The sequence below is a fragment of the Kitasatospora sp. NPDC057965 genome (assembly GCF_042887135.1).
Lineage (GTDB): Bacteria > Actinomycetota > Actinomycetes > Streptomycetales > Streptomycetaceae > Kitasatospora.
In genome coordinates this window covers 112793-134556 of sequence record NZ_JBHVPZ010000005.1, presented here as the reverse complement: position 1 = coordinate 134556, position 21764 = coordinate 112793, and the positions used below count along the sequence as shown (strand labels likewise).

The following is a 21764-nucleotide window of genomic DNA, read 5'->3' as shown; positions in this document are numbered from 1 at the left end:
TCCACACCGGATTTCTCGAACCGACAGGGGTACACATGTCCACCGCGTCCAGCGCGCCGGACCCGTCCAACGGGTCGAACGAGGAGAAGCTCCGCCACTTCCTGCGGATGACCGCCACGGACCTGCGCGAGACCAAACAGCGACTGCGCGAGGCCGAACAGGCCGCCCGGGAGCCGCTCGCGATCGTGGCGACCGGCTGCCGGCTGCCCGGCGGCGTCCGCTCCGCCGAGGACCTGTGGCAGCTGGTGGCGGAAGGCATCGACGCGATCGGCGCCTTCCCGGCCGACCGGGGCTGGGAGGCCGGACCGGCGGGGGACGACGCCGCCGGCTCCGCCACCCGGCAGGGCGGATTCGTCTACGACGCCGCCGAGTTCGACGCGGACTTCTTCGGCATCTCGCCCTTCGAGGCGCTCGCGATGGACCCCCAGCAGCGCCTGTTGCTGGAGACCGCCTGGGAGACCGTGGAGCGCGCCGGCATCGACCCGCTCTCGCTGCGGCGCAGCCGGACCGGCGTCTTCGTCGGCGCCTCCGCGCTCGGCTACGGCGGTGGCCGGCAGGACATCGCCCCGGCGGTGGCGGGCCACCGGGTGACCGGCGGCTCGATGTCCGTGGTCTCGGGCCGGATCTCGTACGTGCTGGGCCTGGAGGGCCCGGCGGTGACCCTGGACACCGCCTGCTCCTCGTCCCTGGTGGCCCTGCACACCGCGGCGCAGGCGCTGCGCGCCGGTGAGTGCGACCTGGCACTGGCCGGCGGCGTGACCGTGATGGCCCGGCCGACCGCCTTCGTGGAGTTCTCCCGGCAGAACGGACTGGCGACGGACGGCCGGTGCAAGCCGTTCGCGGCGGCGGCGGACGGGACCGGTTGGGGCGAGGGCGTGGGCCTGCTGCTGGTGGAGCGGTTGTCGGACGCGGTGCGCAACGGGCATCCCGTCCTCGCGGTGGTGCGGGGCAGTGCGGTGAACCAGGACGGCGCGTCCAACGGCCTGTCCGCTCCGAACGGACCCTCGCAGGAGCGGGTCATTCGCCAGGCACTGGTGAACGCGGGGCTCTCCACGGACGAGGTGGACGTGGTGGAGGCGCACGGGACGGGCACGGCGCTGGGTGACCCGATCGAGGCGCGGGCGCTGCTGGCGACGTACGGTCAGGGTCGGCCGGCCGACCGGCCGCTGTGGCTGGGGTCGGTGAAGTCGAACATCGGTCACACGCAGGCGGCGGCGGGTGTGGCGGGTGTGATCAAGATGGTGATGGCGTTGCGGCACGGTGTGCTGCCGAGGTCGCTGCACGTGGACGCGCCGTCGCCGCATGTGGACTGGTCGGCGGGTGCGGTCGAGCTGTTGACGGACGAGGTGGAGTGGCCGGAGACGGGGCGGCCGCGTCGGGCGGGGGTGTCCTCGTTCGGGATCAGCGGCACCAACGCCCACGTGGTCCTCGAACAGGCCCCGGAACCCGCGCAGCCGCTGCCGGAGCCGCCCTCCGGGGCCGGGGTGGGCGGACTCGTTCCATGGGTGCTGTCGGCCCGGACCCCCGAGGCCCTGCGGGCCCAGGCCGCCCGGCTGCGCGACTGGGTCCGCGCGCACCCGGAGGCCGAGCCCGCCGATGTCGCCTGGTCCGCCGTCACCGGCCGGGCCCTGCTGGAGCACCGCGCCGTGCTGCTCGGCCGTGACCTCGCCGAGCTGACGGCCGGACTGACGGCGCTCGCCGACGGCGTGCCCAGGCCGGCCGGAACCCCGGCTGTGGTGACCGGGGTGCTGCCACGCGGTGCGGGGGCGGCCGGCAAGCACGCCGTGGTGTTCACGGGTCAGGGGGTGGGTTGCCGGGGTGTGGGGCGTGAGCTGTACGACGTGTTCCCGGTGTTCGCGGCGGCGGTGGACGAGGTGTGCGGGGCGTTCGAGGGGGTGGTGCCGTTCTCGGTGCGGGAGGTGTTGCTGGGGGAGCCCGGCGGTGCTGAGGACACGGGTGTGGTGCAGCCGGTGCTGTTCGCGTTCGAGGTGGCGTTGTACCGGTTGTGGCGTTCGTGGGTCGGGGTGCCGGAGGTGGTGCTGGGGCATTCGCTGGGTGGGATCGTGGCGGCGTACGTGGCGGGGGTGTTCTCGCTGGAGGGCGCGGTCGCCCTGGTGGCGGCGCGGGCCCGGTTGATGGCCGAACTGCCTTCGGGTGGGGCGATGCTGGCGGTGGGGGCGAGTGAGGCGCAGGTGCTGGCGCTGCTCGCGGAGCGTGCTGTGGGTGTGGTGGGGGTCGCGGCGGTGAACGGTCCGGCGTCGGTGGTGGTCTCCGGTGAGGCCGGGGCCGTGGAGGCGGTGCGGGTGCTGTGCGGGGAGCGCGGCTGGCGGTCCTCGCGGCTGGCGGTGTCGCACGCGTTCCACTCGGTGCTGATGGAGCCGGTACTGACCCACTTGCGGGAGGTGGCGGCGGGCATCGAGCTGAGGGAGCCGTCGATCCCGCTGGCGTCGGACGTGACGGGCCGGATGGCGACGGCGGCGGAGGTCTGCGATCCGGAGTACTGGGTGCGCCAGGTGTGTGAGCCGGTGCGGTTCGCGGACGCGGTCGCCGCGGCGAGGGCCGGGGGTGCCTCGGTGTTCGTCGAGCTGGGCCCGGAGGCGGCGCTCACCCCGATGGTCGCGGAGTGCACGGCCGGGACCGACGCCGTCGCCGTCCCCGCCCAGCGCCACGGCCGAGACCCGCGGGAGACCCTGGCGGCGGCACTCTCCACCGCCTTCGTCCGCGGCACCCCGGTCGACTGGGCCGCGGCCGTGACCGGCGCGCACCGGGTGGACCTGCCGACCTACCCCTTCCAGGGCCGCCCCTACTGGCTCGCCCACGAGGCGCCCTCGGCGGAACCGCTGCCGCAGCCCGCCACCGAGCCGGCGGACGGCGGGTTCTGGGAGGCCGTCGAGCAGACCGACCTCGACCGGCTCACCGCGCTGCTGGACGTCCCCGCGGACGCGCCGCTGCGCGAACTGCTGCCCGCGCTCTCCACCTGGCGCACCGAGGACCGTGCCGCGCGGACCGCCCGGTCCTGGCGCCACGAGCTGCGCTGGGAGCCGTGGACGCCCGCCGCGCCCGACGCCGCGCCCACCGGGCACTGGCTCCTCGTCCACTCCGCCGACGGCGGCGACCTCGCCGCCGCGGTGGCGCGGGCGCTGACCGACGGCGGCGCCCGGGTCCTGCGCCGCGAACTCGACGCCAAGACCGCCGATCGGGCCGAACTCGCCGCCTGGCTCCGCGAGTCGGCCGGTGAACCGGGACTCGCCGGGGTCGTCTCGCTGCTCGGGGCAGCGCCGGAGGAGGGCGACGGCGGATCGGTCCTGGTCCGCGCCGTGACAGCCACCGTCACCTTGGTCCAGGCGCTGGCGGACACGGACATCGCCGCCCCGCTCTGGTGCCTGACCACCGGCGCCGTGTCGGTGCTGGGCGAGGACGTGGCCTCCGCGACGGGCGCCGGGATCTGGGGCCTCGGCGGCGTCGTCGGACTCGAACACCCGCTCAACTGGGGCGGGTTGGCCGACCTGCCGGCCGACCCCGACGAGCGCTCCCTGACCACCCTGCTCGCCGTCCTGGCCGACGCCGGGGGAGAGGACCAGTTCGCGATCCGGCCGCTGGGCACCTTCGGCCGCCGCCTGTCCCGCCCCGCCGCCACGGACGCGCCCGCCCGCCCCGCCCGCCCCTGGCGGACCGGCGGCACCGCGCTGATCACCGGCGGCACCGGAGCCCTGGGCGGGCACGCGGCCCGCTGGCTGGCCGCCCGCGGGGCCGAGCGCGTGCTGGTGCTGGGCCGCCGGGGCCCCGACACCCCCGGCCTCGACGGGCTGCGGGCCGAGCTCGCGGCCGTCGGTGTCGACCTGGTGCCGGTTGCCTGCGATCTCACCGCCCCGGACGCCGCCGACCGGCTCCGCGAGGCCCTGGGCGAGGAACTTCCGCGCATCCGCACCGTGCTGCACGCCGCCGGCGTCGCCGGGCCCGCCCGGCTGCTCGACACCGGCCCGGCCGCGATCGCCGCCACCGTCACCGCCAAGGTCGCCGGGGCGCTGGCGCTGGACGAGCTCTTCGCCACGGCCGAGCTCGACGCCTTCGTGCTCTACTCCTCCGGCGCCGGGGTCTGGGGCGGCGCCGCGCAGGGCGCCTACGCGGCCGCCAACGCCCACCTGGACGCCCTCGCCCTGCGCCGCCGGCAGCGCGGACTCACCGCCACCGCCGTCGCCTGGGGCCCCTGGGCCGCCGGGGGCATGGCCGACGGCGAGGCCGGACGCCACCTCGGCCGGCTCGGGGTGCGGCCGATGGACCCCGCCACCGCCCTGACCGCCCTCGGCCAGGCCCTGGACGAGGACCTGACCTGCGTGACGGTCGCCGACGTGGACTGGCCCCGACTCGCGCACAGCTACGCCGCCGCCCGCCCCCGGCCGCTGATCGCGGACCTCGTGGCGGCCGCCCCGGAGCGTCCGGCGGACCCGGCGCCCGGCACCGTACCGCCCCCGGTCCTGGACCGCTCCGCCGAGCGCTCGCCCGCCCGGCTGGCCGCCGAGCTGCTCGACCTGGTCCGCACCGAGGTGGCCGCCCAGCTCGGCCACGCCGACGCCGGCGCCGTCGATCCGGACCAGCCCTTCCGCGCGATGGGATTCGACTCGCTGGCCACCGTCGGGCTCGCCCGGCGGCTCGGCGAGGCCACCGGCCTCGACCTCCCCACCACCCTGGTCTACGACCATGCCGGCCCGGCCGCGCTCGCCGCGCACCTGGCCCGCGCCCTGGAGGACGGGACCGCCGCGCGCCGCGCGCCGCGGCCGGAGCCGGGCACGGAGGAGTCCCACGAACTGCTCGGCTCCGTCTACCGCGAGCTGGCCCTGCGCGGGCAGATGGACGACGCGGAGGCACTGCTGGTCGGCGCGTCCGGCCTGCGCGAGGTCAGCGCGGATCTGCTGCTCCTGGCCGGCCTGGCCGGATCCGTCCGGATGTCGCAGGGCGGCGAACAGCCGCGGCTGATCTGCTTCCCTCCGTTCGCCCCGGTCGACGGCACCATCCAGTTCGGCCGACTGGCCGGCGCCTTCGACGGATTCTGCGGCACCGCCGTCCTGACCGTCCCCGGCTTCCGCTCCGGCGAGCCGCTCGCGGCCTCCCGCGACGTCCTGCTGGACCTGCTCACCGACGCGACCCTGCGCTGCGCCGAGGGCGAGCCGTTCGTCCTGCTCGGCTACTCCTCCAGCGGCTGGCTCGCCCAGGCGGTCGCCAGTCGGCTCCAGGCGGCCGGCACCGCGCCGGCCGGCCTGGTGCTGCTGGACACCTACCTGCCGGCCACCATGTCGCGTCGCATGCGCAAGGCGATGAACTACGAGGTGATCGTGCGCCGGCAGGCGTTCACCGCGCTCGGCTACGTCGGACTCACCGCGATCGGCAGCTACCGGCGGATGTTCCGCGGCTGGGAGCCCGAGCCGACCACGGTGCCGACGCTGTTCGTCCGGCCGTCGCGCTGCGTGCCGGGCTCGCCCGAGGAACCGATGACCGGCGAGGACTGGCGCTCCTCCTGGCCCCACGAGCACACCGCCGCGGAGGTCGAGGGCGACCACTGCACCATGATCGGCGAACACGCCGACCGGACCGGCGCCGCGGTGCGCACCTGGATCGAGGGGCTGTCCCGGACCGCCCCGTGACCCCGCAGGACCACCGGCCCCCGGCCGGCCGACGGACCGTACGACCGACGAAGGGATCATCACCCATGCCCCGGACCACCGCCCCCACGCCCGCCCCGCTGCTTCCGGCACCCGGCTCGACCGGCCACCTCGACGCGGCGTTCCTCGCCGACCGGGCGGCCATCCAGGACGTCATCGCCGCCTACAGCCTGTACTACGACTCCGGCGACTTCGAAGCCCTCGGCGACCTGTTCACCGAGGACGCGAGCTTCACCTTCACCCCGGCCCCCGAGGGCTTCCCGCCGTCGGTGACCACCCGCGAGCGGATCGTCTTCGCGATGGCCGCGCTGTACCGCCACCACACCGAGACACGCGGCGCCCACCAGCGCCACCTCACCGGCAACACGGTCGTCGTCCGCTCGGACGGGAACACCGCCGAGGCGCGCTCGCTGCTCTCCGTCACCTTCGCCCTCGACGACGGCAGCCACGAGATCGGCCGCAGCGGCTCGTACGTCGACCTGCTGGAGAAGGACGGGGACCGCTGGCGCATCGCGAGCCGCCACCTGTGGCTCCGGGACCTCCCCCGGGTCACCGCCACCCCCCCGGACGGACCGGAGGGTCGGGCATGATCCCCGTCCTGGACCTCGTCCAGATCTCCTCCCTGCCCGACGCGGAACGCGAGCTCGGGCAGCTGGCCCGCCGCCACCCGGTGATCCGCGCCCGGCAGGCCGACGGCACCGAGGCGTGGACCGTCCTCGGCGCCGAGTCCGCCCGGCGGTTGCTCGGCGACCCCCGGCTCTCCAGCGACCTCCACCGGCACGCGCCGCAGGCCGCGCAGATCCCGGACGCCCCGATCGTCCTCTTCGAACAGGACAATCCGGAGCACGCCCGCTACCGCCGGCTGGTCAGCGCCGCCTTCGCCTCCCGCGCGGTGCGCTCGCTGGAACCCCGCCTCACCGAGATCGCCCGCGGCCTGCTGGACGGCCTTCCCGCCGAGGGGGAGGCCGACTTCGTCTCCGCCTTCGCCAACCCCTTCCCGCTGGAGGTCATCTGCGAGCTGCTCGGCGTGCCGTCGGCCGACCGCGAGGTGTTCCACAGCCGGGTCAAGAACATGGACTCGCCCTCGGCGCCGGTCCGCCAGGCCGCGACGGACGCCTTCGCCGCCTACTGCACCAACCTGGTCGAGGCGAAGCGCCGACAACCCACCGAGGACCTGCTGAGCGAGCTCGTCGGCGCCCGGCTGGACGACGGACAGGCGCTCTCCCGGGAGGAGCTCGTCGGGTTCTGCTCCGTCCTGCTGTTCGCCGGACACGTCACCACCGCCCACGTCATCTCCAGCGCACTCCTCGAACTCCTCGAACACCCCGATCAGCTGGCCGCGCTCCGGACCGACCCGGAGCTCGTGGCGGGCGCCACCGAGGAGGCGCTGCGCTACCGCGGCTCCCTGCTGTCGACCACCAACCGGGTGGCGCTCGACGACATCGAGATCGATGGCGTGAACGTCCGCAAGGGCGAGCTGGTCCGCTTCCTGCCGTCGGCCGCCAACCGGGACCCGGCCGTCCGCGCCGACCCGCACTCCTTCGACCTGCTGCGCCCGACCACCGCGCACCTCGCCTTCGGCCACGGCCCGCACTTCTGCCTCGGCCACCAGCTGGCCCGGCAGGAGATCAGGGTCGCGCTGACCGAGGTCCTGGCCCGTTTCCCGGGCCTGGAACTCGCCGTCCCGCCCGGGCGGCTGACCTGGCACCGCTCGGACTTCCTGCGCGGGCTCACCGAGCTGCCGCTGCGCTTCGCCGGCTGACCGGCCGGACCGGTCCCACCACGAGAAACGGATCCCCCTCCCATGCCCGACCCCGGCCTCGACCCCGACCTCGCGGAGCTGAGCGGACGCTGGCTGCGGCAGTACCGCCCGGCCCCCGAGGCGGCCGTCACCCTGGTCGCCTTCCCGCACGCCGGCGGCTCCGCCAGCTACTTCCAGCCGCTGTCCGGCGCGCTCGGGCCGCGGACGCAGGTGCTCTGCCTCCAGTACCCGGGCCGGCAGGACCGCCGCCACGAACCCTGCCTGGACACCGTCGACGCCTTCGTCGACGCCATCTGCGCCGTGCTGCGCCCCCGCACCGAGCGGCCCCTGGTGTTCTTCGGACACAGCATGGGCGCCGTCCTGGCCTACGAGACGGCCCGCCGGCTGGAGGCCGAGCGCGCCGTCGACCTGCTCGGCCTGATCGTCTCGGGCCGCCGCTCGCCGACCACCACGCGGCACGAGACCGTGCACCTGCGCGACGACGCCGGCATCCTCGCCGAGATCCAGCAGCTGAACGGCACCGACAGCACGCTCCTGGACGACGAGGACATCCGGCGGATGATCCTGCCGTGCCTGCGCGCCGACTACACGGCGGTCGAGACCCACGTCCACCGCGACGGGCCGCCCCTGCGCTGCCCGGTCACGGTGCTGACCGGCGACGCCGACCCGCAGGTGACCCGGCAGGAGGCGGAGCGCTGGACGGAGGTCACCGCCGGAGGGTTCCGGCTCCGGACCTTTCCCGGCGGGCACTTCTTCCTCAGCTCCCAGCAGGGACCGGTGACCAGGGCGCTCACCGACTCCCTCACGGTCTTCCGCACCGGAACGGCGGAGAGCGCCCGCTGATCCGGGGCGAGGGGAGCGGGAACGGAGTGGTCCGGTAACACCTGTGCCGGACCCGGCTCGCGGACCGGGTGCGGCCCCGGTGGCCGCCGTCCGTACCTCGTGCGTCCCAGCACGGGACCGCCGGTGGCGCCGTTCTTCCGGAGAACGGCGCCACCCACCGGTCGATCCGCCACCGCCGGTGGAAGGCTCCCCGATGGCCGGCCGGGGGAAGCGCAAGCGCGTCCCGGGCGCCGCGGTCACACCTTCGAGTAGCGCCGGAACGAGTCCGGCCGGCCGTGGCCGAGCACCAGCGGCGACACGGGGCCGGCCGGTGCGACGGTGAGGGCGTCAGGGGATCAGCACCACCTTGCCGCTCACCGTTCCGGACTCGGCCAGGCGCAGCGCCTCGGCGGCGCTGGTGAGCGGGAGTTCGGCGGCGACGCGGGCGGAGACCTCGCCGCAGCGGACGGCGTCGAAGACCTCGGTGAGGTCCTCCCGCAGCCGGGCGCGGAAGCCGTCCGCGCGCAGGGCGCGGCCCGCCCAGATGTTGTAGAAGTGGGCGCGGCGCCCGTTGGGCAGGGTGTTCCAGAACCAGGTGCGGGCCAGGATCTTCAGCACCGGCCACTGCTTGGAGCCGGTGTCGTCCCGGGTGGAGGCGCTGCCGTAGGCGACCAGGGTGCCGCCGGGGGCGAGCAGCTGCCAGGAGTCGACCACGCTGCGCCCGCCGACGTGGTCGAACACCGCGTCCACTCCGCCGGGCGCCAGCTCCCGCACCCGGGCGGGGACGTCACCGGTCCGGTAGTCGAGCGGGACGGCGCCCAGTTCGCGCAGCGCGTCGTGGTGCCGGGCGGAGGCCGTGCCGATCACCGACGCGCCCCCCGTGCGGGCGAGTTGGACCAGCACCGAGCCGACGCCGCCGCTCGCGCCGTGCACCAGCACGGTCTGCCCGGGGCGCACCCGGGCCAGCCGGTGCAGCATCTGCCGGGCGGTGATGCCGTTGACCACCACGGCCTCCGCCTCGGCCGGGGTGAGGCCGTCCGGCACGGGCACCACGTCCGCGGCGTCGAGCGCCACATGGCTGGCCCACCCGCCGGTCTTCACCAGCGCCGCCACCCGCCGGCCGGTCAGGGCCGGGTCGACGCCCTCGCCGGTGGCCAGGACCCGGCCGACCAGGTCGTAGCCGGGGACGAAGGGGAACGGCGGCTGGTCGTAGTACCGCCCGCGGCGCATCTGCTGCTCGGCGAACGAGACGCCGGTCGCCTCCACGCCGATCACGACCTGGCCCCGGCCGGGCTCCGGCACCGTGCCCCGGCGGATCTCCAGCCCCTCCGGGCCACCACACCCGGCAGGACGACTTCGAGCAGGCGCAGGTCACTCATGGCCGCACCCTCCTGTTCCCTAGAGGCTTTTGCGTTCGTTATAAGTTGTAACTCCTACCTTTGTGAGTGTCAACAACTTCAGTGAGAGCCTCTAACTCCGCGGTGCGGCCGCGACGCCCCCGGCGCGCGTCACGGGACACGCGCCGGGGGCGGGCTGTCGGGGGCGGGCCGTCGGGGGTGCTCAGCCCATCGACTTGGCGCCGTCCAGGGACTCCCGCAGGATGTCGGCGTGGCCCGCGTGCTGCGCGGTCTCGCCGATGATGCCGAGCACCACCCGGCGGGCCGAGCGGCGGGCGCCGGGCTCGTACCACGGCGCCGGCGGCAGGGGCTGGGAGACCTCGAGGTCCGGCAGGGCGGCGATCAGCTCGTCCGTGCGGCGCGCCGTCTCGGTGTACTCGGCGAGCACGTCGGCCAGCGTCTCGCCGGGCAGCATCCGGAAGATTCCCGTCCACCTCTCCTGCTCGGCCTGCGTCATGCTGGTGAAGTCGGGCATCGCGGACGGGCCTTCGAGGATGAAGTCGACCCAGGCCCGCTCGACGGCCGAGACGTGCTTGATGAGGCCGCCCAGGCACAGTTCGCTGGCGGTGGTGCGCAGCCCGACCTGCTCGTCGGTCAGGTCGCGCGTGGTGTGGCGCAGGTAGTGGCGCTGCATGGCGAGCTGCTCCAGCAGGTCGGCCCGCTCGCCGGTGATCGCAGGGGCGGTGGTGGCCGTGGTGTCGCTCATGTCCGTACCTCCGTGGGGTGTTGCGTTCTCGACGGTCCGTCGCCGTCCGACGTGTTCCACGATAGGAGCCGTATAGGTCAGATCCTGTCCTCGACTGCCGGGGCGGCCTCGGGCGTGGGGAAGTTCGGCAGCACGTGCTCGGCGAGCTCGTGCAGCAGTTCCTCGATCGGCCGGTCGTTGGGGCGCAGGTTGAACGAGACATGGGAGACGCCGAGACCGGCCATCGCCTTCAGGTGCTCCACCAGGGCGTTGCGGCCGGTGCTCAGGCCGAGCCGGATGGGGGTGGCCGGGGCGTCGGGGTCCTCCTGGAGGGTGAGGACCATGGGCGTCAGGTACGGCTTGGCGCCGTCGGTCCGCTGCTGCCACTCCCGGGCCCTGATCCGCAGCGCGCCCAGTTCGCGCGGGTAGTTGAGGGAGGCGTCGACGTTCTCGGCGATCCACTCCGGGGTCTGCTGGGCGCCGCCGGCGACGGCGATCGGGATCCCGGCCGGGTGCACCGGCCGCGGCAGCACCTCCAGCTGCCGGTCCGCGCCGAGGCCGACGGCGGGCAGCTCCAGCGGCCCGCCGCGCCAGGCGGCGCGCAGGGTCTCGACGCCCTCGCGGAACGCCGCGCCGCGGGACTGGAAGTCGCGCCCGAACAGCGGGTACTCCACCGGGCGGTCGCCGCTGGCCAGGCCGAGCAGCATGCGCCCGCCGGACAGCACGTCGACGGTGGCGGCGGCCTTGGCGACCAGCAGCGGCTCGCGCAGCGGCAGGACTGTCGCGCCGGTGCCGAGGACGACGTTCTCGGTGACGGCGGCGAGGTGGCCGAGGTGGGTGAAGGTCTCGAAGACGGTGCCGGCGTCGCCGAACTGGAGCGGGTCGTAGAGCGGGACGTCGCGCAGCCACAGGGCGGCGAAGCCGAGCCGGTCGGCCAGCCGTGCGCGCTCGGTGTGCGCCGTGAGGTCGGGCACGCCGAACGGCAGGCCGGCGGCGCGGTCGGCGCGTCCGCGCTCGGGGCCCCAGTCGTTGTCCAGGGGCAGTTCGAGGCCGATCGTGAGCCGTCCGTCGCCGGGGGCGATGCGGGCGAGGGCGGGGTGGGCGGAGGCCATGGCGGATCCTTCCGAGGCGGTGCGGGCGGGTGTGCGAGCGGGGGTGCGGGCGAGCGGTGGGAGCGGGCGGAGCGGCAACGGGGGACGCCCCCGCTCCGCCCCGGTCGGTCGGCCGGTGGTGGAGCGGGGGCGTCGGGAGGATCAGTTGAACTGGTCCGGGTGCGGGCCGGTGCGCAGGCCGCGGTCGGTCGCACCGATCGCGTCCATGTCCGCGTCGGTCAGCTCGAAGTCGAAGACGTCGAGGTTCTGGCGGATGCGGGCCGGGGTGACCGACTTGGGGATCACGATGTTGCCCAGCTGCAGGTGCCAGCGCAGCACCACCTGAGCGGGCGACTTGCCGGTGCGCTCGGCGATCGCGGTGATCGCCGGGTCGTCCAGGACGGCGCCCTGCGCGAGCGGGCTCCAGGCCTCGGTGGCGATGCCGTGGCGGGCGTGGAAGGCGCGCAGCTCGGCCTGCTGGAGGCCGGGGTGCAGCTCGACCTGGTTGACGGCCGGGACGAGCTCGCTGTTGTCCAGCAGGCGCTGGAGGTGGGCGGGCTGGAAGTTGGAGACACCGGCGGCGCGGATCCTGCCGTCGGCGGCGAGGCGCTCGATGGCCCGCCAGGAGTCGAGGTAGAGGTCGCGGGCCGGGGTGGGCCAGTGGATCAGGTAGAGGTCGACGGTCTCCAGGCCCAGCTTGGCGAGGCTGGCGTCGAAGGCGCGCAGGGTCGCGTCGTAGCCCTGGTCGGCGTTCCACAGCTTGGTGGTGACGAACAGGTCCTCGCGCGGCACGCCGCCCTCGGCCAGGGCCCGGCCGACGCCGGCCTCGTTGCCGTAGATCGCGGCGGTGTCGATGCTGCGGTAGCCGGCCTCCAGGGCGCTGGCGACGGCGGCGGTGGTCCGGTCGTCCGGGACCTGGAAGACGCCGAAGCCGAGCTGGGGGATCTCGACGCCGTTGTTGAGCTTCACGGTGGGGACGGTGGGGGCGTTCATGGTGGTACCGGTCTTTCAGTCGGTGCGGTTGCTGAGGGTGTAGCGGACGGTCTGAGCACTGATCAGGCCGTCGCGGAAGACGAAGGTGTCGGTGCCGTCGGCGACCCGGTGGGTGCCGGTGGCGGCCGCCCAGCGGAGGAAGAGGATCTCGCCGGCGAACTGCGGGGTCAGCCACCACTCGGCCTGCGGCAGGTCGGCCAGCAGCCGGCCGATCACCTGCCGGACCCCGTCATGGCCCCGGAACTCCCCGTCGGGGGTGATCAGGACGGCGTCCTCGGTGTAGTTGCCCGCTATGTGGTCGAGGTCGCCGGTGCCCAGGCGCTCACCGTGGTCGGCGAAGACCTCGCGAGGGGTGCGGCTCACCGCTCCAGCTCCTGGAGGGCGGCGGTGGCGAAGGAGTGGTCCTGCTCCGGGGCGCCGCCGCCGAGGCCGATGGCGCCGACGAGGCGGCCGTCGCGGTGGACGGGGATGCCGCCGGCGATGAACAGGAGCGGACGGTCGAGCGCGGTCGGCAGCGAGTGGAACGGGCCGTCGGGCTTGACCAGGTCGACCAGGTCGGCGGTCGGGGCGTTCAGCTGCAGCGCGGTGTAGGCCTTGCGGGTGCTGGTCTCGCCGGAGATCAGGACGGCCCGGTCGTCGCGCCGGAAGGCGAGCAGGTGGCCCCCGGCGTCGAGGACGGTGACGCTGACCGGGACCCCGGCCGCTTCGGCGGCGGCGCGGGCGGCGGTGATCAGGGTCTCGGCGTCGGCGGTGGTCAGCGGGGTCACGGTGGTGGTGCTCATGGGGGTGGTTCTCCTGAGGTGAGGGGGCCGGACGGGGAGGGTGGGACGGTCAGTGGTGGACCGGGACGGCGGCGGCGACGGGGTCGGCCGGTGCCGCGGTCGCGGTCACGGGGGTGCGGCGCTCCAGGGCGGCGGACCAGATGGCGAGGACGAGGGCCGCGGCGGCGAGCACGGCGCCGACCCAGTTCGGCGAGGTGTAGCCGAGGCCGGCGGCGATGACCATGCCGCCGAGCCAGGCGGAGAGGGCGTTGCCGAGGTTGAAGGCGCCGATGTTCACGGCGGAGGCCAGGGTGGGCGCCCCGTGGGCCTGGTCGAGCACCCGCTTCTGCAGCGGCGGGACGGTGGCGAAGCCGAGCGCCCCGACGAGCATGATGGTGATCGCGGCCAGCACCTTGTTGTGCGCGGTCAGGGTGAACAGCGCCAGGACGACGGCGAGGCCGCCCAGGGTGGTGTAGAGCATCGGCATCAGCTTGCGGTCGGCGTACTTGCCGCCGAGCAGGTTGCCGAGGAACATCCCGATGCCGAAGAGGACCAGCAGCCAGGTGACCGCGCCGTCCGAGTAGCCCGCCACCTGGGTCATCATCGGGGCGATGTAGGTGATCGCGGCGAAGACACCACCGAAACCGAGCACGGTCATCGCCATGGCGAGCAGGACCTGCGGGTTGCGGAAGGCGGTCAGCTCGCGGCGCAGGTGGGCGCCCTCGGGCCGGGGCATGGCGGGGACGAGCTTGGCGATGCCGAGCAGGCCGACGATGCCGAGCGCGGCGACACCGGCGAAGGTGATGCGCCAGCCGACGGCCTGGCCGATGTAGGTGCCGAGCGGCACGCCGACGATGTTGGCGATGGTCAGACCGGTGAACATGGTGGCGATGGCGCCGGCCTTCTTGTCCGGGGCGACCAGGTCGGCGGCGACGACGGAGCCGATGCCGAAGAACGCGCCGTGGGCGAGCGAGGCGACCACGCGGCCGGCGAGCATCATGCCGAACGAGGGGGCGAGGGCCGAGACCAGGTTGCCGAGCACGAACAGGCCCATCAGCAGCATGAGCATCCGCTTGCGGCTGACCTTGGTGCCGAGCACGGTCAGCAGCGGTGCGCCGAGGACGACGCCGAGGGCGTAGCCGGTGACGAGCAGGCCCGCGGTGGGGATGGAGACGCCGTAGTCGGCGGCGATCTCGGGCAGCAGGCCCATGATCACGAATTCGGTGGTGCCGATGCCGAAAGCGCCGACGGCCAGAGCGAGCAGTGCGAGAGGCATTGGGCTCGACCCTTCTGTGATTGATTGAGTGAGCTCCTTGCGTGTCTTCACAATAGTTGCAGGCGCGCTATAAGTGCAAGCGCGGGCTGTGGTCGTTCTCTGGATGTCGGCGATCACATGGTGTCGTCGGGCCGGGGCTGCGGGGGTCGCCGGGCCGGGATGGGGGGTCGGGCATGCAAAAACCGGCCCCAGCGAGGTGCTGGGGCCGGTCGGGGGAGGCGGGGTCGGGTGGCTAGCCGAGGCGCGCCGGGGTCTCCACGGCCTCGACGGCCTCCACCAGTGAGGCCAGCTCGGGATTGCGCGCGGCCTCGCCGAGCGCCTCGCGCAGCGCGGCGTCATTGGTCGGCCGGGCCTCCTCCAGCAGCTTCAGCCCCTCCTCGCTGACATTGGTGTAGATGCCGCGGCGGTCGGTGGGGCAGAGGTAGCGGGCCAGCAGGCCGCGGTCCTCCAGGCGGGTGACCAGTCGCGTCGTGGCGCTCTGGCTGAGCACGACCGCGTCGGCGACCTGCTTCATCTGGAGGTGGCCGCCCTCGCCGTCGTGCTGCCGGCTGAGGACGTCGAGAAGTGAGTACTCCCGCACGCTCAGGTCGTGCTTGGACTGCAGGGCGCGCTCGATGTGCGACTCGATCCTGCCGTGCAGGAGGGAAAGCGCACCCCAGCCGCTGGCCAGGGCGGTGAGCGCGGGGTCCGTAGCGGTCATGAGGCCGGTCTCCTTCCGAATGTGGCTGTACCCAAGGGTAAGCCATGAAGGCGAATACCGGCTAGGGCCTATATGCGGCTAGTGCAAGTATCTCGTGCTCGGCTGCACGCTCGCCACACGCCCGGCCGCGGAAGTTCAGCTCGCGAAGCCGCCCTCCGGCTGGATGATCTCCAGATTGGTGCCGTCGGGGTCGTTGAAGTAGGCGACCTTGGTACCCAGGGCCGCCTCCGGGGTGACCTCGCCCGCGATGAACGTGTAGTCGTCGCCGAGGAAGTCGTACCCGGCCTCCTTCATCCGCCGGTACACCGCGTCGAAGTCGTCGACCCGCAGACACAGGTGCATCGAGCCGGGGCGGTTCGCCACCCCGCCGGTCCGCTCGCCCACCGGCTCCTGGAACTGGATGAGGTCGATGCCGAGGCTGTTGTCCAGGTTGATCGTGGCGTAGCGGAGCTTGGCGACCGGCAGCCCCTGCGACCTGCCGAACGGCACGCTGTGCATGGTTCCCTCGGCGACCGGCGACCGGCCGGTGAGGGCCGTGTAGAAGGCGATCGAGGCGTCCAGGTCGGAGACCGAGATGCCGACGTGGGCGGCGCGGGTGAGGTTGACCGGGGTGCTGGAAACGGTCATGGGGCATCCCCTTCGTCCTGCGGCCCTCCTCGTGCGGGGTGGCGCCGGCCGGCACGGGCGGGCCGGTCCCCGGAGAGCCGTCCGCGCTCAATTCTTCCGGGGACCGGGGCGGTCGCAACTCGCCCGCGGGGGGCCGGCGCGCACGCTCACTCCTGCCCCCGGTCCGCCGCGAGCGCGGTGTTGAGCCGGGCCGCCCGGCGGGTCAGATGGTCCCGCTCGGCGAGGTTGGGCGCCTCGCGGGCCGCCTCGGCGTACAGCCGCGCCGCCGTCGCCAGTTCGCCGTCCCGCTCGCGCAGGTGGGCCTCCGCCGCCGTGCGGCGCGGCAGCCCGGCGTCCACCTCCGCCAGCGCCGCCAGCCCGGCGCGCGGCCCGTCCGCCTCGCCGACCGCCACCGCGCGGTTGAGTCGCACGACGGGGCTGCCGGTCAGCCGCAGCAGCTCGTCGTACCACTCGACGATCTGCACCCAGTCCGTCTCCTCCGCCGTCCGCGCGTCCGCGTGCAGCGCCGCGACGGCCGCCTGCGCCTGGAACTCGCCCAGCCGGTCGCGGGCGAGGGCCGCCTGGAGGATCGCCACGCCCTCGGCGATCGCCGCGGTGTCCCAGCGGGAGCGGTCCTGCTCGGCGAGCGGCACCAGACTGCCGTCCGGGGCGGTCCGGGCGGCCCGCCGGGCGTGGTGGAGCAGCATCAGGGCGAGCAGCCCGGCCACCTCGGGGTGGTCGACCCGGGCCGCCAGCTGCCGGGTCAGCCGGATCGCCTCGGCGGCGAGGTCGACATCGCCCGAGTAGCCCTCGTTGAACACCAGGTAGAGCACCCGCAGCACGGTCGCGACGTCGCCCGGCCGGTCGAGGCGCACACCGGAGACGGTGCGCTTGGCCCGGCTGATCCGCTGCGCCATGGTCGCCTCGGGCACCAGGTAGGCCCGGGCGATCTGGCGGGTGGTGAGCCCGCCGACGGCGCGCAGGGTGAGCGCCACCGCCGAGGCCGGCGTCAGCGAGGGGTGGGCGCACAGGAAGTACAGCCGCAGCGTGTCGTCGAGCGCGGGGGCCGGCCCGGGGGCCGGCTCCTCCTCGACCCGGTCCTCGCGGCGGCGCCGGGCGGAGTCCGCCCGGGCCGCGTCGAGGAACTTGCGCCAGGCCACGGTGACCAGCCACCCCTTCGGCTCGGCCGGAGGCCCCGCGGGCCACACCCGCAGGGCCTCCACCAAGGCGTCCTGGACGGCGTCCTCGGCCGCCGCGAAGTCGGCTCCGCGGCGGACGAGGACGGCGAGCACCTCCGGGGTGAGGCTGCGCAGCAGGGCCTCGTCCACGGGTGCGGTCACTCCGTGATGGTCGGCGAGAAGGCGAGGAACGGGCGCAGCTCCAGCCACTCGTGGATCGGCCGCCCGCCCGCCCCCGGAGCGGCGGACAGCTCGCCGGCCAGCTCGACGGCGCGCTCGTAGCTGTCGACGTCGATCACCATCCAGCCGGCGATGAGGTCCTTGGTCTCCGCGAACGGGCCGTCGGTGACCGGCGGCCGGCCCTCGCCGTCGTACCGGACCCACGCCCCTTCGGGGGCGAGCGCCTGGCCGTCGACGTACTCGCCGCTCTTCTCCAGCCGGTTCGCAAAGTCGCGCATGTACTGCATGTGCGCCTCGATCTCCTCCGGGGTCCACTGGTCCATGGGCACGCAGTTGACCGCCTCCGGGGCGCCGCGGTAGTGCTTCAGCAGCAGGTACTTGGCCATGGTGACCCTCTCCTCGCAGTTCGTGCGGCCCATTGTGGCCGCCTTCGACCCTGGGACGGAGCCGTCCGCCGCTTCTCGACACCACCGCCGGAACTTTTTCGAGGAATTCCTCCCGCCCGGCCGCGCCCGGGCGCGTCAGCTCCGGTGGACGCCCACCTCGTACAGTGAGTACCCCCACGAGGTGGCCCGCTGCTCGCCGTGGATCCGCACCTGGCGGGCCGGGACGGCGGGGAACCGCGCGGTGTCCAGACCGCCGTCGCCGGAGGCGGTGGACCACACCGTCCGCCAGGTCGTCCCGTCGGTGGACACCTCGATCCGGTAGGCCCGGGCGAAGGCGCGCTCCCAGTCCAGGGTGACCCGGCCGACCAGGGTGGTGGCGGGCAGGTCGATCCGCAGCCACTGGTCGTCGCTCCAGTCACTGGCCCAGCGGCTGGATCCGTTGCCGTCCACGGCCCGGGCGGCCCCGAAGTCGGTGAACGGGTTCCACTCGGCCGAGCTCGCCGAGGCGGTGGCGCCCGCCGCGAGGTTCACCTCGGACCGGTACCGCTCGGCGGCGCCCCAGGTGGTGAGGTAGGACTCCGCGCCGCGGAACAGGTCGTCGACCACGCCCTGCCCGCCGACCTGCCGGATGTCCTCGATCCAGTCCGGCACCAGGCCGTAGTGCGCGGCGCCGTCGGTGTTGACGTCCCAGGTGCGGCTGCCGGCGGTGGCGCGCTCGACCACCGAGCCGCCGTCGGCGGTGCGGAACGGGTAGCGCACCGGGTTCGCGGTCCCGGCCCCGCGCGGACCGGGCCAGCCGCCCACGCCGTTCATGTCCGTCCCGTAGCCGTAGCCGACCCCGTACTTGTCGCGCAGCGCGTCGGTGCGCTTCGCCTCCGCGCTGAACGCCTCCGCGCCGTTCATGTACTGGGCGACGAAGCCGCCGAGCTTGTAGACCCGCTCCGTCCAGCCGAGGTCCATCCAGCTGTGCGAGGAGAGCACGCCCGGGTACGACGCGGACTCCAGCACATCCAGTGCCCGCCCGGCCGCCTTGACGCTCATGTGGTCGAGCTCCAGCATCATGCCGCGCCGCATCATCCCGCGCAGGGCGTACTCGCCCAGCTCGGTCAGTCCGCGGGTGTTGCACTGCGCTCCGGCCGCGTACGAGGGCGGCGCCACCCCTGCGGGGAGCCGGCTCTGGACGGAGGCCGGCGCGGGTGCCAGGCCGATCGGATTGTCGTGCTGCGGGCCGGTGCACTGCTCGGTCTGCCAGAAGGTGCCGGTCGACAGGAACTGGCCGGCGTTGATCGCCGCGCCCAGCGAGCCTTCGTCGAACCGCACCCCGCACAGCGCGTTGTCGAACTTGTGGCAGAGGAACATGCTGCGCACGCCGAGCCCGTACAGCTCGTCGAGACCGCGGTCGATGTCCGCCTGGCCGCACTGGGCGACGTCCAGCACCTGCTTGCAGCCGAACGGCTCCGAGGTCTCCACCCCGAGCACGACGGCGAGCTTGCCCTGCCGGACCACCTCGCGGGCCTGTGCGCCGGTGGTGACGATCCGGAACCAGCCCTTGCCCGGCCCGCCGTACATGCGGTCGACGTAGGCCTGCATCTCCCAGCTCTTCTGCGCCTGAAGGCGGATCGAGGTCATCTCGTCGCAGCTGCGGTCCTTGAAGAAGTAGACCGAGCAGATCACGCCGTTGGTCACCAGGTCGTTGACGAGCACTCGCTCGCCGCCGCGCCAGGCGCGTTCCACCCAGGCGTAGTAGTTCTGCTGGTGGGTCAGCGAGTCATGGGCGGGCCAGTCGGCGAAGGTGGGCCAGCCGACCGGGTCGTGCTTGCCGTCGCCGCCCTTGGTGATCATGTCGAAGAGGGCGAGCGAGCCGTCGGGGTAGTGCTCCGGGCAGTCCTTGAGGGCGTCCTCGACGCCCGCCTCGGAGAAGGCCTTGCCGCAGATCAGACGGCCGCCGAAGGCTTCGTTGGCCAGGATGTGGTCGTGCGCGTCCACGAAGCCGCGGACGCGGCCCTGGGCGTCGGTGCCGGTGAACGGCTCGCCCGTGACGCCGATGGCGGCGTCGGGCGCCGGCCGGGCGACGGGGTCCCACCAGTCGGTGGAGCCCGCCCCTTGGGCCGGGGCGGCGAGCGCGGCGGCGACCAGGGCGAGCAGCGCGGCGAGCAGGGTGGCGAATCGGAGGCGTGCGTGGGGGAGTCGGCTCATGGGGAACCCCGGTTCCGGACGGGCGGACGACGCGGTCGACGCCCGGTCGCCCGCGGCGCGGCACCGCAGCCGGACCGGCCGCCGGGTCCCGCGTACTCGGTGTGACGAGAATCGCCACTGTTGGACATTTCGTCAATAGCGCTGGCAGAACCGGCCGTTCCATGTGCGCCGGTGGGCCGTCGCGCCTGCCTCAGGTGCCGGCCCGGGCCCCGGCCTCGCCGCCGGCCTCGCCCCCGGTCGCGGCGTCCTGGGCGGCCGGTGGCCGGTCGTGCGGCAGGAACAGCGCCGCGCCGAGGCCGACCACGCCGAAGCCGGCCAGCGCGATCATCGCCGCCGCGTAGCCGTTGCGGGTGAGCTCGGAGACCAGGATGGTGCCGGCGACGGCGGTGCCCAGCGAGGAGCCGAGATTGGAGATGCTGCGGGACAGACCCGAGATCTCGCCCTGGCGGCTGTCCGGGAAGGCGGACTGCACCACGTTGACCGACGGGGTGAGCATCAGGCCGAGCCCGAGGCCGATCAGCAGCAGGCCGGGAGCGAAGGCCCAGGCACCGCCGAAGGAGCGCACCAGCAGGAGCAGCAGGACGATGCCGGCGGTGGTGGTCGCGAAGCCGGTGACGATCAGCGTGCGCTGGGCACGGCGCTTCGCCAGCCGTTCGGCGGCGAGCGAGGAGACCAGCAGCCCCAGGGTGGCGGCGGTGAAGACGCCGCCGGTGGCGATCGCGCTGTAGCCGCGGACCACCTGGAGGTAGGCGCCGACGGTGAACGAGACGCCCATCAGGACCAGCCACTGGGCGTTCTGGGTGACCAGGCCCAGGTTGGAGACCCGGTTGTGGAACAGGCTGGTGGCCAGCAGCGGTTCGCGGCCCGCGCGCTCCAGCCGGCGGATCCAGCGGAAGAAGCCGGCCAGGACGACGGCTCCGGCGGCCAGCAGGGCGATCATCAGCCAGGCGTTGTTGTCCGCCGCGAGGATGCCGGTGACCAGCAGCACCAGGCCGCCCGCGGACAGCACCGCGCCGACGAGGTCGAACGGCCGGTCGGGGTCGGCGGGCAGCGGGTCCTCCAGGGTGCGGGTGAGGAGGAGGATCGCGGCGACCACCACGGCCTGGAAGCCGAAGTTGGCCCGCCAGTCGATCGCGGTGGTGAGCAGACCGCCGATGAGCGGACCGGCCGCCGCGCCGATGCCGCCCAGTGCCATGATCGTGCCGAAGGCACGGGCCCGGGCGGCGGTGCCGGTGAACAGCAGGGTGGTCAGGATGTACACCGGGGGGATCAGCAGCGCGGTGCCGACGCCCTCCAGCACCGAGTTGCCGAGGATCAGCACGCCCAGCCCGGGGGCGGCCGCGCTGAGCACGGCACCGACGCCGTAGACGGCGAGGCCCAGCATCAGGCAGCGCTTGCGGCCCCAGCGGTCGGTGAGCTTGCCGCCGGGGATCATCAGGGCGGCCATCACCAGCAGGAAGACGGTGATCGCCACCTGGACGCCCTGGACGCTGGTGTCGAGGTCCGCGCTGATGTCGTTGATCATCACGTTCATGCTGGAGCCGGCGAAGCTGCAGATGAACTGGGCCAGCGCCAGCGGGGCCAGCACCTGCCGTCCGGCGGACCGGGCAGGACGGGCGGTGGCGGTGGTCATGTCCCGCTCCGTTCGTAGGGCGCGGTGAGCACCGCGTACAGGGCGGCCACGTCGATGGCGATGATCAGGAGCGACCAGGCGGGGTAGCTCGCCACGAAGACGAACTGCACGAAGACGTTGGCGCACAGCACCGTCACCGGGAACCAGCGGCTGGGAAGGTCGCCGGTGAGCAGCGTGATGCCGGCCAGGCCCTGGGCGACCGCCAGCGCGAGCACCGCCCAGCCGAGGCTGTGCAGGTCGCCGAAGACGTAGCGGTCGGTGCCGGTGACGACGGGCGAGTCGATCAGCGCGGCGATCGCGTCCCACCCGTTGAACAGGGCCAGCAGGATCAGCGCCACGCCCGCGAACGGCAGCAGGTTGCGGCGCGGTCGCGCCGGGTGGGTGGATGAGGCCATGGCGCCGGGCTCCTTTCGCGGTGCTGCGGTCCTGCGGTGGGGCGCT

The 21764-nt window shown here is 74.1% G+C and carries 16 protein-coding genes and 2 pseudogenes; 4 read left to right on the top strand and 14 right to left on the bottom strand.

Annotated features, from left to right (window positions below):
• Nucleotides 1-170 precede the first annotated feature (170 nt).
• The 4 genes and pseudogenes from ACFVVU_RS08275 to ACFVVU_RS08260 all read left to right on the top strand — a co-directional run.
• A pseudogene (locus ACFVVU_RS08275) lies at nt 171-5639 on the top strand (type I polyketide synthase); the annotation flags it as partial.
• A gap of 65 nt (nt 5640-5704) precedes the next feature.
• Nucleotides 5705-6247: a nuclear transport factor 2 family protein gene (locus tag ACFVVU_RS08270; protein ID WP_387788764.1), complete on the top strand. Its 543-nt coding sequence runs from the start codon at nt 5705-5707 to the stop codon at nt 6245-6247.
• Nucleotides 6244-7419: a cytochrome P450 gene (locus ACFVVU_RS08265; protein WP_380679985.1), complete on the top strand. Its 1176-nt coding sequence runs from the start codon at nt 6244-6246 to the stop codon at nt 7417-7419. The genes ACFVVU_RS08270 and ACFVVU_RS08265 overlap by 4 nt, the downstream gene beginning before the upstream one ends.
• Nucleotides 7420-7461: 42 nt before the next feature.
• Entirely contained in the window at nt 7462-8262 is an 801-nt protein-coding gene (locus ACFVVU_RS08260; RefSeq protein WP_387788763.1) for a thioesterase II family protein, read from the top strand.
• A 327-nt stretch (nt 8263-8589) separates the two neighbouring features.
• Here ACFVVU_RS08260 and ACFVVU_RS08255 read toward each other — a convergent pair.
• From ACFVVU_RS08255 to ACFVVU_RS08190, 14 genes and pseudogenes are all read right to left on the bottom strand, one after another.
• A pseudogene (locus tag ACFVVU_RS08255) lies at nt 8590-9620 on the bottom strand (medium chain dehydrogenase/reductase family protein).
• A gap of 181 nt (nt 9621-9801) precedes the next feature.
• Nucleotides 9802-10344 carry a DinB family protein gene (locus ACFVVU_RS08250; RefSeq protein WP_387788762.1) on the bottom strand — a complete coding sequence of 181 codons (543 nt, stop codon included), beginning with the start codon at nt 10342-10344 and terminating at the stop codon, nt 9802-9804.
• A 77-nt stretch (nt 10345-10421) separates the two neighbouring features.
• The gene (locus ACFVVU_RS08245; RefSeq protein WP_387788761.1) at nt 10422-11435 is read right to left on the bottom strand and encodes a TIGR03571 family LLM class oxidoreductase; all 1014 of its coding nucleotides are present in this window, start codon (nt 11433-11435) and stop codon (nt 10422-10424) included.
• 141 nt (nt 11436-11576) lie between these two features.
• Entirely contained in the window at nt 11577-12407 is an 831-nt protein-coding gene (locus tag ACFVVU_RS08240; RefSeq protein ID WP_387788760.1) for an aldo/keto reductase, read from the bottom strand.
• Nucleotides 12408-12422: 15 nt separating this feature from the next.
• On the bottom strand, nt 12423-12770 hold the full coding sequence (locus tag ACFVVU_RS08235; protein WP_380679967.1) for a nuclear transport factor 2 family protein: 348 nt from the start codon (nt 12768-12770) through the stop codon (nt 12423-12425).
• Nucleotides 12767-13189 (bottom strand): heme-binding protein, encoded by a 423-nt coding sequence (locus tag ACFVVU_RS08230; RefSeq protein ID WP_387788759.1) that lies wholly within the window; start codon nt 13187-13189, stop codon nt 12767-12769. The genes ACFVVU_RS08235 and ACFVVU_RS08230 overlap by 4 nt, the downstream gene beginning before the upstream one ends.
• Nucleotides 13190-13238: 49 nt before the next feature.
• Nucleotides 13239-14444, bottom strand: a complete 1206-nt coding sequence (locus ACFVVU_RS08225) for an MFS transporter (protein WP_387788758.1) — start codon at nt 14442-14444, stop codon at nt 13239-13241.
• A 232-nt stretch (nt 14445-14676) separates the two neighbouring features.
• Nucleotides 14677-15144, bottom strand: a complete 468-nt coding sequence (locus tag ACFVVU_RS08220; protein WP_355363373.1) for a MarR family transcriptional regulator — start codon at nt 15142-15144, stop codon at nt 14677-14679.
• 135 nt (nt 15145-15279) lie between these two features.
• On the bottom strand, nt 15280-15771 hold the full coding sequence (locus ACFVVU_RS08215; protein WP_380679958.1) for a VOC family protein: 492 nt from the start codon (nt 15769-15771) through the stop codon (nt 15280-15282).
• A 146-nt stretch (nt 15772-15917) separates the two neighbouring features.
• A complete protein-coding gene (locus tag ACFVVU_RS08210) occupies nt 15918-17078 on the bottom strand; it encodes an RNA polymerase sigma factor (RefSeq protein ID WP_380679994.1) in 1161 nt (386 codons plus the stop codon).
• Between the two features lie 8 nt (nt 17079-17086).
• Complete coding sequence (locus tag ACFVVU_RS08205; RefSeq protein ID WP_380286405.1) at nt 17087-17494, bottom strand: YciI family protein; 408 nt, start codon at nt 17492-17494, stop codon at nt 17087-17089.
• A 135-nt stretch (nt 17495-17629) separates the two neighbouring features.
• Entirely contained in the window at nt 17630-19690 is a 2061-nt protein-coding gene (locus tag ACFVVU_RS08200) for a discoidin domain-containing protein (RefSeq protein WP_387788757.1), read from the bottom strand.
• Nucleotides 19691-19880: 190 nt separating this feature from the next.
• Nucleotides 19881-21323 carry an MFS transporter gene (locus tag ACFVVU_RS08195; RefSeq protein ID WP_387788756.1) on the bottom strand — a complete coding sequence of 481 codons (1443 nt, stop codon included), beginning with the start codon at nt 21321-21323 and terminating at the stop codon, nt 19881-19883.
• On the bottom strand, nt 21320-21718 hold the full coding sequence (locus ACFVVU_RS08190) for a hypothetical protein (protein ID WP_380679950.1): 399 nt from the start codon (nt 21716-21718) through the stop codon (nt 21320-21322). Before ACFVVU_RS08190 ends, ACFVVU_RS08195 begins: the two co-directional genes overlap by 4 nt.
• Between the last annotated feature and the right edge of the window lie 46 nt (nt 21719-21764).

Excerpts from the sequence above, each read along its gene's own strand:
- ACFVVU_RS08250 (WP_387788762.1), bottom strand. The coding sequence starts at position 10,344 with ATGAGCGACACCACGGCCACCACCGCCCCTGCGATCACCGGCGAGCGG.
- ACFVVU_RS08190 (WP_380679950.1), bottom strand. The coding sequence starts at position 21,718 with ATGGCCTCATCCACCCACCCGGCGCGACCGCGCCGCAACCTGCTGCCG.
- ACFVVU_RS08205 (WP_380286405.1), bottom strand. The coding sequence starts at position 17,494 with ATGGCCAAGTACCTGCTGCTGAAGCACTACCGCGGCGCCCCGGAGGCG.
- ACFVVU_RS08265 (WP_380679985.1), top strand. The coding sequence starts at position 6,244 with ATGATCCCCGTCCTGGACCTCGTCCAGATCTCCTCCCTGCCCGACGCG.
- ACFVVU_RS08270 (WP_387788764.1), top strand. The coding sequence starts at position 5,705 with ATGCCCCGGACCACCGCCCCCACGCCCGCCCCGCTGCTTCCGGCACCC.
- ACFVVU_RS08195 (WP_387788756.1), bottom strand. The coding sequence starts at position 21,323 with ATGACCACCGCCACCGCCCGTCCTGCCCGGTCCGCCGGACGGCAGGTG.
- ACFVVU_RS08240 (WP_387788760.1), bottom strand. The coding sequence starts at position 12,407 with ATGAACGCCCCCACCGTCCCCACCGTGAAGCTCAACAACGGCGTCGAG.
- ACFVVU_RS08215 (WP_380679958.1), bottom strand. The coding sequence starts at position 15,771 with ATGACCGTTTCCAGCACCCCGGTCAACCTCACCCGCGCCGCCCACGTC.
- ACFVVU_RS08245 (WP_387788761.1), bottom strand. The coding sequence starts at position 11,435 with ATGGCCTCCGCCCACCCCGCCCTCGCCCGCATCGCCCCCGGCGACGGA.
- ACFVVU_RS08220 (WP_355363373.1), bottom strand. The coding sequence starts at position 15,144 with ATGACCGCTACGGACCCCGCGCTCACCGCCCTGGCCAGCGGCTGGGGT.
- ACFVVU_RS08260 (WP_387788763.1), top strand. The coding sequence starts at position 7,462 with ATGCCCGACCCCGGCCTCGACCCCGACCTCGCGGAGCTGAGCGGACGC.
- ACFVVU_RS08200 (WP_387788757.1), bottom strand. The coding sequence starts at position 19,690 with ATGAGCCGACTCCCCCACGCACGCCTCCGATTCGCCACCCTGCTCGCC.
- ACFVVU_RS08225 (WP_387788758.1), bottom strand. The coding sequence starts at position 14,444 with ATGCCTCTCGCACTGCTCGCTCTGGCCGTCGGCGCTTTCGGCATCGGC.
- ACFVVU_RS08230 (WP_387788759.1), bottom strand. The coding sequence starts at position 13,189 with ATGAGCACCACCACCGTGACCCCGCTGACCACCGCCGACGCCGAGACC.